The 15,424-nt window shown below is 62.4% G+C and carries 13 protein-coding genes and 1 pseudogene; 11 read left to right on the top strand and 3 right to left on the bottom strand.

Features of this window, described 5'->3' with window-relative positions; translation table 11 throughout:
* The first annotated feature begins 13 nt into the window (after positions 1 to 13).
* From AWC02_RS20855 to AWC02_RS20885, 6 genes and pseudogenes are all read left to right on the top strand, one after another.
* Positions 14 to 2,105: pseudogene (locus AWC02_RS20855) on the top strand (UvrD-helicase domain-containing protein).
* Between the two features lie 14 nt (positions 2,106 to 2,119).
* Entirely contained in the window at positions 2,120 to 4,384 is a 2,265-nt protein-coding gene (locus AWC02_RS20860) for a GmrSD restriction endonuclease domain-containing protein (protein ID WP_085130846.1), read from the top strand.
* A 77-nt stretch (positions 4,385 to 4,461) separates the two neighbouring features.
* Entirely contained in the window at positions 4,462 to 5,736 is a 1,275-nt protein-coding gene (locus AWC02_RS20865) for a hypothetical protein (protein ID WP_237160572.1), read from the top strand.
* A 104-nt stretch (positions 5,737 to 5,840) separates the two neighbouring features.
* Positions 5,841 to 6,377 (top strand): hypothetical protein, encoded by a 537-nt coding sequence (locus AWC02_RS20870; RefSeq protein WP_080152046.1) that lies wholly within the window; start codon positions 5,841 to 5,843, stop codon positions 6,375 to 6,377.
* Positions 6,374 to 7,294 (top strand): hypothetical protein, encoded by a 921-nt coding sequence (locus AWC02_RS21725; RefSeq protein ID WP_133055672.1) that lies wholly within the window; start codon positions 6,374 to 6,376, stop codon positions 7,292 to 7,294. Before AWC02_RS20870 ends, AWC02_RS21725 begins: the two co-directional genes overlap by 4 nt.
* Before the next feature lie 53 nt (positions 7,295 to 7,347).
* Entirely contained in the window at positions 7,348 to 8,487 is a 1,140-nt protein-coding gene (locus AWC02_RS20885; protein WP_182871635.1) for a hypothetical protein, read from the top strand.
* Positions 8,488 to 8,623: 136 nt separating this feature from the next.
* Here the strand turns inward: AWC02_RS20885 and AWC02_RS20890 are convergent.
* A protein-coding gene (locus AWC02_RS20890; RefSeq protein WP_237160573.1) for an IS3 family transposase occupies positions 8,624 to 9,804 on the bottom strand; the annotation gives its coding sequence in 2 pieces (ribosomal slippage) (positions 8,624 to 9,517 and positions 9,520 to 9,804; 1,179 coding nt in all).
* Between the two features lie 35 nt (positions 9,805 to 9,839).
* Between AWC02_RS20890 and AWC02_RS20895 the strand changes: the two genes are divergently transcribed.
* Genes AWC02_RS20895 through AWC02_RS20905 form a run of 3 tightly spaced genes read left to right on the top strand, consistent with a single transcriptional unit; the run spans position 9,840 to position 11,573 of the window.
* Positions 9,840 to 10,130 carry a replication initiator gene (locus AWC02_RS20895; RefSeq protein WP_336385683.1) on the top strand — a complete coding sequence of 97 codons (291 nt, stop codon included), beginning with the start codon at positions 9,840 to 9,842 and terminating at the stop codon, positions 10,128 to 10,130.
* A gap of 7 nt (positions 10,131 to 10,137) precedes the next feature.
* On the top strand, positions 10,138 to 10,344 hold the full coding sequence (locus tag AWC02_RS20900) for a helix-turn-helix transcriptional regulator (protein WP_080152041.1): 207 nt from the start codon (positions 10,138 to 10,140) through the stop codon (positions 10,342 to 10,344).
* Positions 10,344 to 11,573 (top strand): tyrosine-type recombinase/integrase, encoded by a 1,230-nt coding sequence (locus AWC02_RS20905; protein WP_080152040.1) that lies wholly within the window; start codon positions 10,344 to 10,346, stop codon positions 11,571 to 11,573. The genes AWC02_RS20900 and AWC02_RS20905 overlap by 1 nt, the downstream gene beginning before the upstream one ends.
* A gap of 25 nt (positions 11,574 to 11,598) precedes the next feature.
* Here the strand turns inward: AWC02_RS20905 and AWC02_RS20910 are convergent, their stop codons facing one another.
* Positions 11,599 to 12,582 (bottom strand): abortive infection family protein, encoded by a 984-nt coding sequence (locus tag AWC02_RS20910; protein ID WP_085130852.1) that lies wholly within the window; start codon positions 12,580 to 12,582, stop codon positions 11,599 to 11,601.
* Between the two features lie 397 nt (positions 12,583 to 12,979).
* Here AWC02_RS20910 and AWC02_RS22105 point away from each other — a divergent pair, with 397 nt between their 5' ends.
* Positions 12,980 to 13,147 (top strand): hypothetical protein, encoded by a 168-nt coding sequence (locus AWC02_RS22105; protein ID WP_165757948.1) that lies wholly within the window; start codon positions 12,980 to 12,982, stop codon positions 13,145 to 13,147.
* Between the two features lie 549 nt (positions 13,148 to 13,696).
* Here AWC02_RS22105 and AWC02_RS20915 read toward each other — a convergent pair.
* Positions 13,697 to 13,948 carry a hypothetical protein gene (locus tag AWC02_RS20915; protein ID WP_085130854.1) on the bottom strand — a complete coding sequence of 84 codons (252 nt, stop codon included), beginning with the start codon at positions 13,946 to 13,948 and terminating at the stop codon, positions 13,697 to 13,699.
* Between the two features lie 167 nt (positions 13,949 to 14,115).
* On the opposite strand from AWC02_RS20915, the gene AWC02_RS23065 reads away from it, so the two are divergent.
* Complete coding sequence (locus AWC02_RS23065; protein WP_419179305.1) at positions 14,116 to 14,850, top strand: DUF3800 domain-containing protein; 735 nt, start codon at positions 14,116 to 14,118, stop codon at positions 14,848 to 14,850.
* The last annotated feature ends 574 nt before the right edge of the window (positions 14,851 to 15,424 follow it).

Genomic DNA, 15,424 nt, shown 5'->3' on the forward strand with positions numbered 1-15,424 from the left:
CAACGGAAGAACAATGCCACTCGCCATTGACAAGGGATTCATCACCGACCTCGCCAAGATGGAGAAGCCGGTCGCGAAACGGGTCGCCGAGGTCTTCGACGAGTTCGACGCCGCCACCCACACCGGGCTTCACTTGGAGAAGATCGCCAACGCCCGCAACCCGCGGTTCCGGTCTATCCGCATCGACCAGGCCTGGCGCGGTATCGTACTGGCCCCCGCCACCGGCGACGTCTACACATTGCTGAAGGTGCTGCACCACGACGACGCCTACGCGTGGGCGCAACGTAGCAACCTCTCGGTCAATTCCGCGACCGGCGGCATCGAGATCCGCGACGAAGCCGAACTCGACCGCCAGATCCCCGATGACCGAAGCCGCCAAGAGCGCAGGCACCCCCATCTTCGCCAAAATCAAGGACGGCGAGCTGACCAAACTCGGCATCGACGAGAAGGTGCTGGCGTTTGCGCGGACCGTCACCGACGCCGGACAGCTCGACGCTGCGAAATCCTTCCTGCCCGAGACGCAGTGGGATGTGTTGTTCGGCCTCGCCGCCGGCTTCACCCCCGAGGAGGTGTGGTCCGATCTCGGTGCGCAAATCCTGAACGAACCCGTCGACACCCAGGACATCGATGCGGCCATCCTGCGCAGCAGCGACCGCGTCGTCCTCGTCAGCGGCCCCGACGAACTGATGGACGTCTTCGCCTACCCGTTCGCCACCTGGCGGGTATACCTGCACCCCACCCAGCGCGCCGTCGTCGACGCCGCCTACAAGGGCCCTGCGCGGGTCACCGGCGGGCCCGGCACCGGCAAGACCGTCGTCGCCCTGCACCGCGCGCACATGCTCGCCCGTCGTGGCGACGGCAAGGTCCTGGTCACCACCTTCACCTCCACCCTGTCCGACACGCTGCAGTCCGGGCTCGACATGCTCATCGACGACGAGGAGGCCGAAAGCCGGATCGAGGTGTCCCATGTCGACCGGGTCGCGCACCGCGTCTTCCGTAAGACCCACGGTGCACCGCACCTGCTCGGCGCCGAGGACGAGAAAGCGTTGTGGGCCAGGTTGATCGACGAACTCGAGTGCACCTTCACCCCGGTGTTCCTGTCCGAGGAATGGCGCCAGGTGGTGCTGGCCCGTCGCATCAGCACCGCCGACGCGTACCTCGCCGCCAAGCGAACCGGACGCGGGCGTCCACTCGGATCAGCCCAACGGGCCCAGGTGTGGCAGGTCATCTGGGAGTTCGAACACGCCCTCACCCAGCAGGGGGTGTGGACTCACGAATCCATCCGACGCGAAGCGACCCGCCTGCTGGAGGAATCCTCCGAGAAACCATTCCGGCACATCCTCATCGACGAGGCGCAGGACCTCAGCCCCGACCAATGGCGGCTGCTGCGGGCCGCGGTCGGAGAAGCGCCCGACGACATCTTCATCGCCGGTGACACCCACCAACGCATCTACGACAACCGGGTCAGCCTGCGCGAAGTCGGCATCAACATCGCCGGCCGGTCCTCCCGGCTGAACATCAACTACCGCACCACGGCCGAGATTCTCGGCTGGAGCCTCGGCCTGCTGCGCGGCGAGCCGATCGACGACATGGAAGGCGGGCTGGACTCCATCGCCGGCTGCAAGTCCTACGTGCACGGACAGCCGCCGACATTGAGTGGGCACCAAAGTGCCGATGCCGAGTCCAAATTCATCGCCGCGTCCGTCAAGGCCTGGATCGAGGGCGGCATCGCACGGTCGGAGGTCGGGATCGCCGTTCGCGCCAAGTGGCTGACGTCGAAGATCGGAAGTGCTCTGCGGGCGGCCGGGATCGACAGCGTCGACCTGGCGAAAGCCTCCGATGACGACGATGCTGTACGCGTCGGAACCATGCACCGCGTCAAAGGTTTGGAGTTCCGCTGCATGTGCGTCGCCGGTGTCAGCGCCAAGTTGGTACCCGCCGCCAACGCCATCACTCCGGCCGAGGCCGACAAGCAGACGCACCACCAAGACCTGGAACGGGAACGATGCCTACTCTTTGTGGCCTGCACTCGGGCGCGTGAGGAACTGCTCATCACCTGGCACGGCGAACCCAGCTCGTTCCTGACCGCGCTTGAGACGAACTGAACAGGAGATTTACCGTGACCCGCCTGTCTACCTTGCTCGACGAAATCGATTCCGGCGTCGTGCTTCTCCCGGAATTCCAGCGCGGCTACGTCTGGAACCGCGACCAGGTCCGCGGCCTGATGCGTTCGCTGTACCGCGCGTATCCGGTCGGCGGCCTGCTGATGTGGGAGACGACATCAGACGATGTCACTGTTCGTGGGGCCTCCTCGGGCAGTGGAACGCGACAACTGCTGCTCGACGGGCAGCAGCGCGTCACGTCGATGTATGGAGTCATTCGCGGCACACCTCCCCCGTTCTTCGAAGGCGACCCGAGTGCGTTCACCGGGCTGCACTTCAATGTCGAAACCCAGTCCTTCGAGTTCTACGCACCCACCAAGATGGCCGGTGACCCCACCTGGGTCAACGTCACCGAATTGTTCCGAACGGGGCCATTTGAGTACTTGAGCGCCTTTCCCGACGTCGAGCGCGAAGTGCTCAACACCTACCTTGAACGGCTTAACCGGATCAAAGAGATCGAGAACCGCAACTTCAACTCCGAGAAGATCACCGGCGCCGGTAAGACGGTCGATGAGGTCGTCGACATCTTCAACAAAGTCAACTCTGGCGGCACCAAACTTTCCAAGGGCGACCTCGCGTTGGCAAAGCTCTGCGCCGAATGGCCCGATGCCCGAAAAGAACTGCGCGACAACCTGGACCGCTGGAAGAAGGCCGGTTTCCGGTTTTCGCTGGACTGGCTGCTGCGAAACGCGACCGCGGTCGCGACCGGCCGGGCACTGTTCTCCTCCCTGAGCGATTTGTCCGCCCCCGATTTCGAGGCGGCCCTCGGCAAGTCGGTGAACCACATCGGCACCTTCCTCGACGCAGCTTCTGGACGTTTGGGCCTCGACCACGACCGGGTGTTGATGGGTCGCTACGCCACACCCGTCATCACCCGGCTGCTGCAGCTCAACGGCGGCGGATTCACCGACGGCGCGCACCGCGACAAAGTTCTGTACTGGTACGTGCACTCCGCGCTCTGGGGCCGGTTCAGCGGCTCGACGGAGACCTACCTGCAGCAGGATTACGAGGCGGTTGAGCGGGGCGGAGTCGATGCATTGATCTCGACACTGGAACGTGTCCGAGGTGGACGTCTGGCCATCGGCCCCGACGACTTCGCCGGCTCGACTCGCGGTTCCCGGTTCTACCCCCTGCTGTACCTGTTGACCCGAGTTGATGGTGCCCGGGACTTCGGTAGCGGGCTGGAACTGCGTGCTGAGCTTCTCGGCAAACTCACCTCGCTCCAGGTGCACCACATCTTTCCGAAGGCGTTGCTGCGCAACCACGGATTCGACCGCAACGAGATCAATGCGCTCGCCAATTTCTGCTTCCTCACCCAGGACACCAACATCAAGATCGGGATGCGTGACCCAGCCGAATATCTGCCGGAGGTACAGGCCAGGCATCCGGGTGTTTTGGAGTCGCAGTGGATTCCGACCGATCCTGAGCTGTGGCGGGTAGAGCGTTATTCAGACTTCCTGGCCGCCCGCCGTGAGCTTCTGGCCGCCTCGGCGCAGTCCTTCCTCGAAACCCTCCGTAACCCCGAAGGCCCGCACGACAACGTGGCTTTGGACCGTCTGCAGGTTGCCGATGAAGACATCGACGACCCGCGCGGTGAGCAGGTCCGTGAACTTGTCGCCGAATTGAAGCGCAGGGGCTATGCCGAGCCGGAAGTGGACGCGGAGATCCCAGACCCCGACACCGGCGCCGTGCTTGCGGTCGCGGAAGCCTTCTGGCCCAAGGGGCTTCAAGAGGAGCTGGGCGATCCCGTCGTCCTCGAACTCGATCCTGACGATGCCGATCTGCCTCGCCTGGAAGAACTGAAGATAAGGGTCTTCACGTCGGTGGACGCACTGCTGCGGTTCGTTGAAATCGAGGGCACCATCGCGTCCGGAGAGCCGGATACGACGGCTGCTGAGGTTCCCAGCGACTCACCACCAAGCGACATCGAGGCCGATTTCTCGCAACAAATGAAGGCCGTGTACGACCGCGGCCTTTCAGAGGCGGGGTACAAGGCCTCCTATTTCCTGAGCATGCTGTCGCAACACGGGCCGCTGGAGACCGCACACAAACTGTTGGCGTCCCGACCAATCTCGGACGGGTTCCGCGAACTGTGGGAGCGGGAGCGGCTTGACCTGACCGTAGAGGCCCTCGTAGTCGAGCCCAAGTTTTCGGAGCTGTTCAGCGAGAACGAGATAGCGGTTGCTCGGCGACGGCTGGACCAGTTCGGGTACACGCCCTAGGGCAGTCTGTGCACGGAAAACGATGATTACAAACCACATTCGCCAGTTAGATCGACAACCCAGAAGCAGGAGCAACCGTGTCCGACGAGAGCCCCGACAACCTTCCACTGCCGGCCGGAAGCGATGAAGTCGAAGTATCGGTTCAGCCCGGCGGCCTCGTGGTTGCCGGCGATCCGGAAGCTGTCGAGGCCTACCTGTCACGCCTGCGGACGGTCGCTGGCAAGACGATGCGGGTATCCGGCATCAACAAATCCTCGGTCGGCACCGCCGCCGGCCTTTTGGCGGGGATGGCAGGGATTCTCGCGGATTCGGGGAAGTATGTGCAGCTTCATCCCGACAGCGTCAACGCGCTGCGCGTGGGAAACTGGATTCCCGGAACTGACGGCTACTTCAGGATGATGACGCGTGGCGGCGACGGACTGTTCCTGCAACAGCTGCAGTGGGCACCGGCGCAGATCGCACCTCCGCAAATGGCCGCAGTTCAATTGATCGCCACGCAAATGGCGCTCAAGGCGGCGATTGCCAACGTGGAGGAAGCTGTACGTCGGGTTGAGGGCAAGGTGGAGTCCATCTTGGACCTCGCTCAGGCCTCGCGTGCGGGCGACGTCCTCGGCACGCACCTGTCGATTCGTCGGGCCACAGATTTCCTCGATGAGCATGGCGTGCTTCCCGATACCGATTGGGACGCTGTGGCGGGCTTGGGGCCCGCACTGAACGTGACAGTGGAGCAGCTCCGGAACCATGTGAGCCGAGTCCTCGATTCGTTCGACTCCACTCTTTCGGTCCAGAAACGAGCCGCCAAGCTCGGCGCGGCGGTCGAAGACAAGCAGCTGGGCGAGACCCTGAGCCTTTTGGTAGTCGCCGAGGATTCGCTGTACCGGTGGCAGCTACTACGACTGGCCCGGGTTGGGGAGAAGGAGCCGCAACACCGGCAGCGGGTGATCGACGACCTAAACGAACTGATCCGTCATCAACTTGTCGAGGACGGCAAGCTATATCGCGACGCGATACGCCTGCTTCACGACTTTGCAAAACCGGAACCCATCGAGGGATTCCGGTTCTTGGCAGTTCGAGAATTAGCCAAACATCGTTCAACCCTTCGTGACGAGCTGGACCGCTTCGCCCAGGCCCGGCGCCACCAGGTCGGGGAGTGGTCGAACGTCAGCACTCCTGGTGTCCTGGACGCGGCGGCAGCTGTGATCGACGCGGTCTCCGGCTCGGCGCTCAAGGCCGTCGGGGCTGCCGGGCATGGATTCATTCGGATGGGCGAATACCTCGCAGATAAGGCCCAGACCGAGAAAGCCGCGTCGCCGATGGACGATTCCGATGGCTCTCCGGCTGAGACCAAGTGACTGGCTGAACACGTGGTCTCTCAGGCCCAGGTCGCGCACGTTATCGTCTCCTCTTCACGGGACGCAGCAAGCAAACAAGCCGTGTTGATCGCGCCCGTCGAACCATGAACGTGACCTACGCGGCAATCCTGATCAGCCTGGCCTCCCTCTTCTTGGGCATCGTGAACTATCAGTACACGCGGTACGCGCAGGTCCGCGACTTGCAGACCCCGCTGCGCAACGAGTTGCGGAACAACCTGCACCGGTTCGACTACTGGCGAATCGAGAAGATCCTGAACCAGCTTCAGGACCGTATTCCGTCTGCCGACGTCGAGGGCGAGCTACGCAAGCTCAGCGAGTCCATCGCGCTCACCAAAGGCAGCTTCGTCGCCCCCACACCTCAACAGCTCCAGACTCTGGTCGACACCTTCGAATCGACATGCGCCGCGTTCAACGAGACCCGAACACCGCCCACGAGCGACAAAGTCTTCGATGGCGGCTACCAGGCGAAGCAACGTGCGAACCTGATCGAACACTTCACCGTCCTACGCCGTGAAATTCGGTGTGTTGTAGACGGTTTGGATGCGATCCAAACCAAGCCGATGACTCGCCGCAAGCAAATCAAGCAGTTCAGGGCTCTTGATCGGAAAGCACGAGGGTGACTCTGCTTCAGACCGTCTTCTCCGGGGACCGCATCATCCAGGTGTCGGACCGCAGACTCACCCTGGATGGGCAGATCTTCGACGATGAGTACACCAAGCTGGTCTGCTGGAACCAGACCTTTTCGGCGGGGTTCACCGGCATCGCTCGCATCGACCGGCGCGCCAGGAAGTCGACGGCGGAATGGATCGCCGAAGTCCTGTGCGACTACCCCGCGTTCGTTCCCGGTGTGCAGGCACTGCGCCAGGAGGCGGAGAACCGAGTCTCCAAGTTGTCCTGGGCCGACAAGAGGCTGGCCATCGTCGTCGCCGGGTTCGACTTCCGTCAGATTCCGTTGATCGCGGAAATCGCCAACTTCGATACGGCCACGAACGTCACGCAGGACGCAGACAGCTTCCGCCTGAGATACGCACAATTTCCACCTGGGCGGAAGACTGGCACCCACTCAGTGGGCGCGGGCCTCGGCAACCTTGAACACCGTCTCCTATCTCGATACGTCCCCCGTATCCTGCAAAAGGACAAGGCCAACGGTCACAACCGTGCGATCAAGCTGTTGGTGGAGAATCAGCGGCGGGTCCACCGCAAGGATCCGCTAGTGGGGGCCGACTCTCAGGCCGTGACCATTCCCTCCACCCGGGATCGTCATCAGCAACCTCGACGGCACCGACATCCCCGCTCACAGCAGCAGTTTCGTGTACTTCGATCAGCACGGCTTCCGGTACAAGCAGCTCGGACCGCTCATGGCGCAGGGCAAGCAGGTCATCGACCAGGTGATTGGGACGGCGGACGAAGAGAACCCCGACCACCAGTCGATGAGTATTCGGTTCGTGAAGGTACCGCCGGCACCGACCCGCGCACAGCGGCGCAGGACGTCGCACTAGTTGCTGGCCGACACGCACCGTCCAAGCAGCCCCAGTGAGCCAACCCCATTCCTGTCGGCTTGCGCGGCTATCTTCTCCAAGGAGGTGCTCAATGTACAAGCAGAGTCGTAGCAAGCGGTGGCTCGGAGTCCTTCGCGAGGCTTTGACCATGCTCAAGATGGCTGAGAAATCCGTCGCGATGTACGCAGAGGCCGCAACCCGTATGCAAGGTGTACGAGTCGTAAGCGAACGCGACAAGGACGTTATGACCGGCATCGCCCGCGATAACATCAAGCTGACACTAAGAAGCCAAAACCTCGGCGGAGAGTCTCACCTCGCCGACGCGCTCGCCCCGATCGCGAAGGCAATGGACGATTTCTCACTCGGTGACCAGTTCAGCACAACCCTGCGCGCTCTCATCGACTCCATCGAAGATGCCCTACCCCTACTGGAAGAGCAGATGGCCGAACACGACGCCACCATCGACGAAATAACTGGTGAACTTGAGCGCGCACTGCTCATCTCCCTCGTCGTCACGCTGACCTCACACAATGTCCTTATTCAGAAGGTTGAGGAATGGGAACGGCCACACCAACGATTCCTCCAAGGACTGGAACCAACCGACGTCGGTCACTACCTCGACGTCAAGACGCTCATGTACGCCGACAGTGGCGGCCCAGGCCGAGTTCACATGCAAGATTTGGTGTCCGCGATCAACGGGGGCGCCGTGATCGTGATGGCAGGCGCTGGTCGAGAAACCGTCGATAGCTACCCCGAAGCCCAGGCCGTCGCATACGCCCAGTGGTTCAGCTACGCGTTCTCGCTGTGGGAGGAGCAGTTCCGCGGAAGGATCGCGACTTGCTTCGATAAGCACACCTCTGAACGCATCCGAGGCAGCGACGTCCGCAACGACTACTTCGGAGACATCCGCCTAATCCGCAACGACTTCGTCCACAACAAAGGCATCTGCAAAGACTCGGCACAATTGAAGCGGCTCGAATGGGGCCTTACCCGACGTCGACAAATCGAGATCACCCCTGAGCAGATGTTGTCGCTTATCGACCTTTTCCCTCGCGACGAACTAAGCACGGTCCCTACACCGCTGCCCCCAGGAGACACAGTGAGGGTCCCCGGAAAAGTGGACCCACACGTGCTGGAGGATGTCCAGACGCGTGCTCAAAAGCTTGGACTCAACGACAGCCAGCTTCTCGAGGCGGCACTTTCAGACTGGTTGGCGCGTAACGGCTCCTGACGAGGCTCGTCTTGATCTCAGTAAAGAAAGTTCTCACAAGGCAGGGCTGCATGCGGCTTCGCACAGATTGGGTGCACGAAGGCTCGGTCCGTGGCGGCGGACGGGAGGGGCTGCTGAACGATTCTGTGACAGTTCTTCAGGCGGCCTGATTGGCTGCCTCGGTCATGATGGCTTCGAATTCGATGGGGGTCAATCGGCCCAGGCGGGCTTGTCTTCGCCGCCGGTGGTAGGTGCGTTCGATCCAGGTGACGATCGCGATGCGCAGTTCGTCACGGGTGGCCCAGCGTTGGCGGTCCAAGACGTTGCGTTGCAGCAGGGAGAAGAAGCTCTCCATGGCGGCGTTGTCTCCGGCGGAGCCGACTTGTCCCATAGAGCCGAGCATGTGGTGACGCCACAGTGTCTGCTGGAGTTTGCGGGAACGAAACTGACCTCCTCTGTCGGTGTGCAGTGTGCACCCGGTGACTATGCCGCCTCGGCGGGCGACAGCGGATTCGACGGCGTCAACGGCCAACTGTGAAGTCATCCGCTCGGCGATGGAGTAGCCGACGATCCGGTTGGACCAGACGTCCTTGACCGCACAGACGTAGACTTTGCCTTCGGCGGTCGGGTGTTCAGTGATATCACTGAGCCACAACTGATTTGGTCCGCGCGCGGTGAAGTCGCGGCGTACCCGGTCCTCGTGTGCCGGGGCGCCGACGACGCCTTTCTTGCCCCTGCGCTTCTTGCCAAACACACACCACCATTGGTTGGCCGAACAGATCTTCCAGACCGTGCGCTCGGACACCTCGTGGCCGGCGGCGTTGATCTGATCGAACAGCAGCCGGTAGCCGAACTCGGGATCGTCGCGGTGGGCGTCGAAGATCGCGTTCGCCACGTGGGCCTCGTCGTATTCGGCGTCGGTGATCGGGGCGGTCAGCCAGGTGTAGTAGTGCTGGCGGTGAAGCTTCAGTACCCGGCACGAGACCGTCACCGGCACCCTGATCGGGGCATCGGCGGCGGCCAGCTCCTTCACGAGCGGGTAGAGCCTTTTCCCGGTAGTGATCCGCGCGCCAGATAGGCCGCAGCCTTGCGCAGGACTTCGTTCTCCTGCTCCAGCAGGCGGTTGCGCCGCTTCAGATCCCGGTTCTCCCGCAGCACCTCAGGCGAGGCGATCGACTTCGGGCCCTCGTCGGCATCGGCCGAACGAAGCCACGAGTTCAGCGTGGTCTGGTGAATCCCGAAATCCCGGGCGACCTGCTCGACAGACACCCCAGGGCCACGCTCGCGCGCCACGCGCACGACATCGCGACGGAACTCCTCAGGGTAGGGCTTAGGCACAACGACATCCTTCCAGCCTGACTGTTCGTCAAGCGATCCCAGATGTCACAGATCCGTTCAGCAGCCCCCTCGGCTTCCGAGGGCACGTGACGAGCAAGTCCCGACAGTTTTCGACGACCATGAAGGCGCTGCGTGACCAGCGCGCTGCCTGGCGCCGCGAGCAGGCCGACTCGGGATCGGAGGGCACCACCGTCCAGCCGCTGATGTGGGAGTTCGACCGCTCGGGCTACGACAACGTCGGTGACCGCCTGCTGGTCGTTTCGGCTTCTACTCGCGCTCGTGAGCAACGGCTCGCCGGGCGCAGCGCATTGAAGGAAGGGGCGTGAACCAACGATGCTTGTGGATGGGCATTGGTACAGTAGCAACGAGCTTGCCGAACTCCTTCACGTCGACGCGTCGACCATCCGACGTTGGCGAACCGCGCGACCGCCGCAGGGCCCGGCATTCGTTCAAATATCTGATCGGGTGTTCATGTACAACTCGGACGACGTTGAGAAGTGGCTCGCCAGTCGGCGCTTCGATCCAAGCGAGGTGGCGTAGTGGCCGACAAAGTTACTCTGCCACTGGGCATTTCGTTATCGGCCGATATCGAACCGCGCTCCGGCGGAGTGTACCGCGCACGTGTCCGGTGGGTCGATCCGTCGGCCCAAAAGCGAGTCTCCAAATCCGAGACTTTTACCACCCGCGAAGCCGCCGAGGACTGGATCGCTCGGATGCGCCAGTCCGCTGGCCGCGGCATCGATCCCAACACGGCAACCACGACACTTTCCGACTACGGCACGGGCAACATGAAGCTGGCGCTGCGTGGCCTCGAAAGCAAAACCACCGATCCGTACCTTGCCGGGTGGCGCAAGCGAGTCGTGCCGTCGCTTGGCCATCTGCCTCTCACCATGATCACCAACGGAGCGGTCGATCGGGCCGTCCACGCGTGGATCGCCGACGACTGCAGCCGATCGACTGTGAAGAACAGCCTCGCAGTGCTGGTCCGGGTCATGGAGCAGGCCCACCGCGACGGCATCATAGATCGAAACCCGGCGCGCATCAGCGGATGGCAACGCGAGTACAAACTCGCCGAGGATGAACTCGACGACCCACGCGCCCTGGCACTACCGGACTGGTCCGCTCTCGTGACCCTCGCTGACGCATTGGTTGCGAACTCCGCCGATAAATACCAGGGCTGGGGCGACGCCGTGATCTTCGAGGCTTGCACCGCCGCGCGCATCGGCGAGGTCTCCGGCTGTCTGATAGGCGACATCGACACCAAGAACTGGATCTGGACCGTTTGCCGTCAGACCACGCCGTCTCCCGGTGCACTTCAAGATGGCGCTACGAGCGCGTCTGGTGGCGGGCTGGTCGACAAGAACACCAAGGGCCGACGGGCACGTCAGGTACCGCTAATCGAGTCGATCCGCGATCTCGTCCAGCGGCGGATCGAAGTCGCAGACGGCGAACCGGACGCCCGGCTCTTCACCGGCCCGCGGGGCGGGCGCATCACCACCGCCACCCTGCGTGACGCGACCTCGTGGGACGAGGTGGTGACAAAGCTGGGCTACGAGCAGTTGAAGCGCCACGGTCTCCGACATACCGGGTTGACCTGGATGGCCGATGCCGGTGTCCCACTGCACAGCCTGCGCAAGATTGCCGGCCATGGCAGCATCACCACCACCCAGCGCTACCTGCATCCCGATCGGCAGTCCGTTGCTGATGCCGGCGAGTTGCTGGCGCGGCATCTGTCATCGAAGGCTGGCCGCAAGCTGCGGGCAATCTAAGCCGCTACCCGACGTAGTGGCCGGGTCAGAATGGCGCGCCCGGAGCGAAGAGCGAGACGATATTTGACCACTGCGAGCGAGCGGACTGCTCGAACCGTTCGCTGAGTCCCTTAGCGAAGGACCACAGCTCGCGGTCCGTCGGATAGTCGCCAGTTTGGAAATGCTCGTTGCCAAGAAGCAAATGCAACCTGTCCAGCTCGGCGGCCTGGTTCTCGATCGGGCCAAGAAGTCCCGGCATTCGCTCGATGGCCCACCGTGTAGGCCGCGCGTTGCCGTTCTCGTCGAACAGCAGGCCGTCCACCACACCGCGCCGGTAGTGCGGCGGCCAGTCCTCCAGAGAATCAGAGTTCGCACATGCTTGAACACCCTCGGCCTGGACGAGTACGGTATCGCGCATTGCACGAATGCCTACCGCATTCCCGAGCTTCTGTTGAATCGACGTATCAAGATCGGCGATGTTGGCAGCCCGTAGTCGTTCTGCAAGGTTTCCCTTATAGAAGACCGCACCGTCGAGCAGGTCACTGATCAAAGTTGCGGGTTGGCCCAGGATGAGTGGCGCCAGTCGGCGAAGGGCCCAGCGCACCCACAACATCGTCGCTGGAACAACGACATCGACCATCTCCTGCTCGACCACAGGCTCGCGAGCGCGGCCGTGACCGGAGCCAAAGGTGTTGCGGATGACACCGACACTCTTGACGATCTTCATCGCGCTCTGGACGAGATTGCGTAGCTCGGGGTCACCACTGAGATGTGCACCCGGCTGGCGTTTGAGCACTGCGTGGGCAGAATCGACAAGCGCTGGAAAATCTGTTGCGGCTGGAGCTACTTCCCCGCGTTCAGTAATCACGACCCGCGCGACGGACTCGGCAAGCTCCTTCGCGCGGCCAAGAATTAGTGACCCGTCGGTGCCGCCCACGGCTTCCGCCAAGCGGTCGCGGTGACCAACGATTGCGGTCCATGCCTGCCCGTCGATACCCAGCGGACGGTCGATAGTCAGATCATCTGGCATAACGCTCCCCTAGCGTCCCGGTCGCAACAGTTACGCGGACTCGGAACCGGACGAGCAGCTGCCAACGCATGCAGTGAGACCTGCCCCATGTGGTCCCAATGTGGTCCCAGGACCACCTGCACCACTGTGGGCCTCCTCCGGCGAAACAACAGGTCAAAGCCTGCTTCTCTTGGTCGGGCTGACAGGATTTGAACCTGCGACCACTTGACCCCCAGCTATGCCTCTCGCGTTTCAGCGTATACCGGCGGACACTACTTCCCAGCTCGAATACCTTCACGGGCATCAGCGGACACCTGCGGTTGTCGCCTGGTTGTCGTCAAGGTTGTCGTCACAGCGCACCGAACATGCCGCGTTAAATCAACTCCCCCACAACATGTTTCAGTGCTAATCTGCCCGCATGAACAGCACCGGGGATCAACTTGACGCCATCACTCACGCCGCCGCCCTCTGGCGGGCCAACGACCGAGCCGCCGGGCCAGCAATGTTCGCTGTGTATGCGGCCGGCGGGAGCGCCGACATGCAAGCCGCGCTACTGCTCGGCGGCGCCAACAACGTCGGCCGTTGAGAGACCCGGCCGCCGGTGACCGCCATCGAGGCTGCGAAGCGGCGACCGCTAACTCCGCGTGGCCCCCAGGATGACCACCAAAGCCGTCCGGCCAACTCGGCGCAATCACCACGGCGGCGGCCATGCTGCGCGCCGGCGACCCAGCCGCCGCAGCCTCCGTCACCACACTCGGCCCAGCCGACGCTGGGGCGGCCCTGCGGCTGGCCGGGGTCGTCACCGATGGTCGGTAGAGTGCCAGCGGCGCTAGATGAAGACTAGGGGTTCAAATGGCACAGCAAGTTAAATGCGCTGTCTGTCACAAAAATTTCACGTTGGAAAATGGCGAAGATATCCCACAGCACGTCAGACGGCTAACCGGAAAATCATGCGAGGGCGTCGATTTCAAACCGATACGGGGCGTCCCTGACCCTCGGCCCAAGAAACTGCCGGACATCCCCAAGAAAAAACTACCGGACAGCAAGGAAGACCGCGAGATTAGCCTCAGGTGGAACGTTGGAGCGCCTGGAACCGGCCGCCGTCGCTAACTCCGAGGATTAGCCATCGACCTGGTTAAGAAGGCCGACCCGTGATCCGACAAACCATAATGTCGGGCGGACCTTCGATCACCCACGGCGCGCCGCCGCCGTCCACCGGGCCAGACCTCAATCTGTGGATCTGTTTGTAACTGCCGTCTTCCTGTTGTGTTGCACTGAATTCAGCAGCCTCGACGCGGAACAGCTGCTCCCCGTTGCCGCGGTCCACGACCAACGTGTAGCCGGGCTGCACCTCCCCGATCGGGATCATCTGTCTGTCATATGTCATGAAGCTAAGGCTAGAAGCTGGCATCCGCACGTCGCTCCCCGGCTCGCCGTCTAACCCCTAAATTTGGGCACGCGACATTCGCCCTAGCCGGTTACTACCGGTATCGTGACATCGTTGTAACTCGACCAGGAGGTGACCCGTTGGCAAACCAGGCACCTGATGCATTAATGGTCCCCCCTGGCTACCCGTGCTCTACCTTCTTCGTCGATGAGAGCGCAGCCCGCGCGAGCAGCGGATCGTTCTTCGTAGTGGGTGCCGTGAAACTACGCAAGCCAGGCAAACTCTTGCGGGCAATCGAAGATATCCGCGACAAGTTCTCGCATGACAGCGAGTTCAAGTTCACCCGCATTTCAAGAGGAAAGCTAACGACTTACTACAAAGTGATCGACGCCCTCGAAGATTCCGACGCACATATCACGGCGTGTGTCGTTGATCGCTCGAAAGATCCCAACCCCTTTAACTGTCGAGACCCCGAATGGATGGTCCACGCACGCATCACAGCAAAGCTCCTTATCGGTAGCCTCAACTCACGGGAGCTAGCTAGTGCAGTACTCGACAGGAGGACTACGCCAGCAGGGATCGCCTTTGACGACACTGTGAGATCCATGGTTAACCAGCGCCTTCGCAGTGTCGGGCTGGTATCAGCAATATGTGCCGATTCCGTCTGCACTGACGGACTTCAACTAGCCGATCTGGTCGCTGGCGCAGTCGCACACCAGCGACGCGCCGACTCATCAGCAAACAGCCATAAAGGTCGAGTGGCAGCGCGCTTGGCCGCTGCGTTCGGCGTCGACACGTTCGGTTCAGATCAACGGACCGACCGCGTGAACGTCCTAACCCACGGTAGTCGCCACCACGCACCAGACGCCCCGATAGTTGAGTTGCGACACGCCGCGCGGTAGCGTGGTGTTTGCGGTAAGAGCTTCGGGCTCTCAGCCGTGCGTTGTGGTAAGAGCTTCGGGCTCTCAACTGCAAGGCGAACAGGTGGGATAGAACCCACCGAACACACAAACTCTGCACGGGCGTCGAGGTCATCCTCGGCGCCCGTGCGCTTGTTCAACCTGCCCCCCAGGCGCCAGCACCCATAACGTCCCAGCGGCGCCACGCCAACTGTGTTGGATCGGCAGCCGTCGAACGTTCCGCCCTGGACCGGAGTCAGCTCAGCCCGAAGCGCGGCATTCCCCACGGCCAGTGTGGCGCTGATAGGAACGGCATGGCAGCCGCCGTCATATACCCAACATGTCGATCAAGCCGTGCTTCGGCACATCAGCCGGCACCGCCCGGTCACCTGACAGCAGCACCCAGCCGGGCCGCGCACCGGGCACATACCGGGACGGCAACACCACCTCGGCGCCAGCCTCAACCCCAGTGGCTGTGACAGCCTGACTTGGCCCCGGGTGGACGGTTTGAAGTGGCTCCACCTGTGTGGTCGCGGGTGTGCTGTTGTGACGGTCTGATCTGGCCCCGTCTTCACGA

Origin of the sequence: Mycolicibacter engbaekii (genome assembly GCF_002101585.1) — a bacterium.
Taxonomy (GTDB): Bacteria; Actinomycetota; Actinomycetes; order Mycobacteriales; family Mycobacteriaceae; genus Mycobacterium; species Mycobacterium engbaekii.

Excerpts from the sequence above, each read along its gene's own strand:
- AWC02_RS23065 (WP_419179305.1), top strand. The coding sequence starts at position 14,116 with ATGGTCCCCCCTGGCTACCCGTGCTCTACCTTCTTCGTCGATGAGAGC.
- AWC02_RS20870 (WP_080152046.1), top strand. The coding sequence starts at position 5,841 with ATGAACGTGACCTACGCGGCAATCCTGATCAGCCTGGCCTCCCTCTTC.
- AWC02_RS22105 (WP_165757948.1), top strand. The coding sequence starts at position 12,980 with ATGAACAGCACCGGGGATCAACTTGACGCCATCACTCACGCCGCCGCC.
- AWC02_RS20910 (WP_085130852.1), bottom strand. The coding sequence starts at position 12,582 with ATGCCAGATGATCTGACTATCGACCGTCCGCTGGGTATCGACGGGCAG.
- AWC02_RS20885 (WP_182871635.1), top strand. The coding sequence starts at position 7,348 with ATGTACAAGCAGAGTCGTAGCAAGCGGTGGCTCGGAGTCCTTCGCGAG.
- AWC02_RS20915 (WP_085130854.1), bottom strand. The coding sequence starts at position 13,948 with ATGACATATGACAGACAGATGATCCCGATCGGGGAGGTGCAGCCCGGC.
- AWC02_RS20900 (WP_080152041.1), top strand. The coding sequence starts at position 10,138 with ATGCTTGTGGATGGGCATTGGTACAGTAGCAACGAGCTTGCCGAACTC.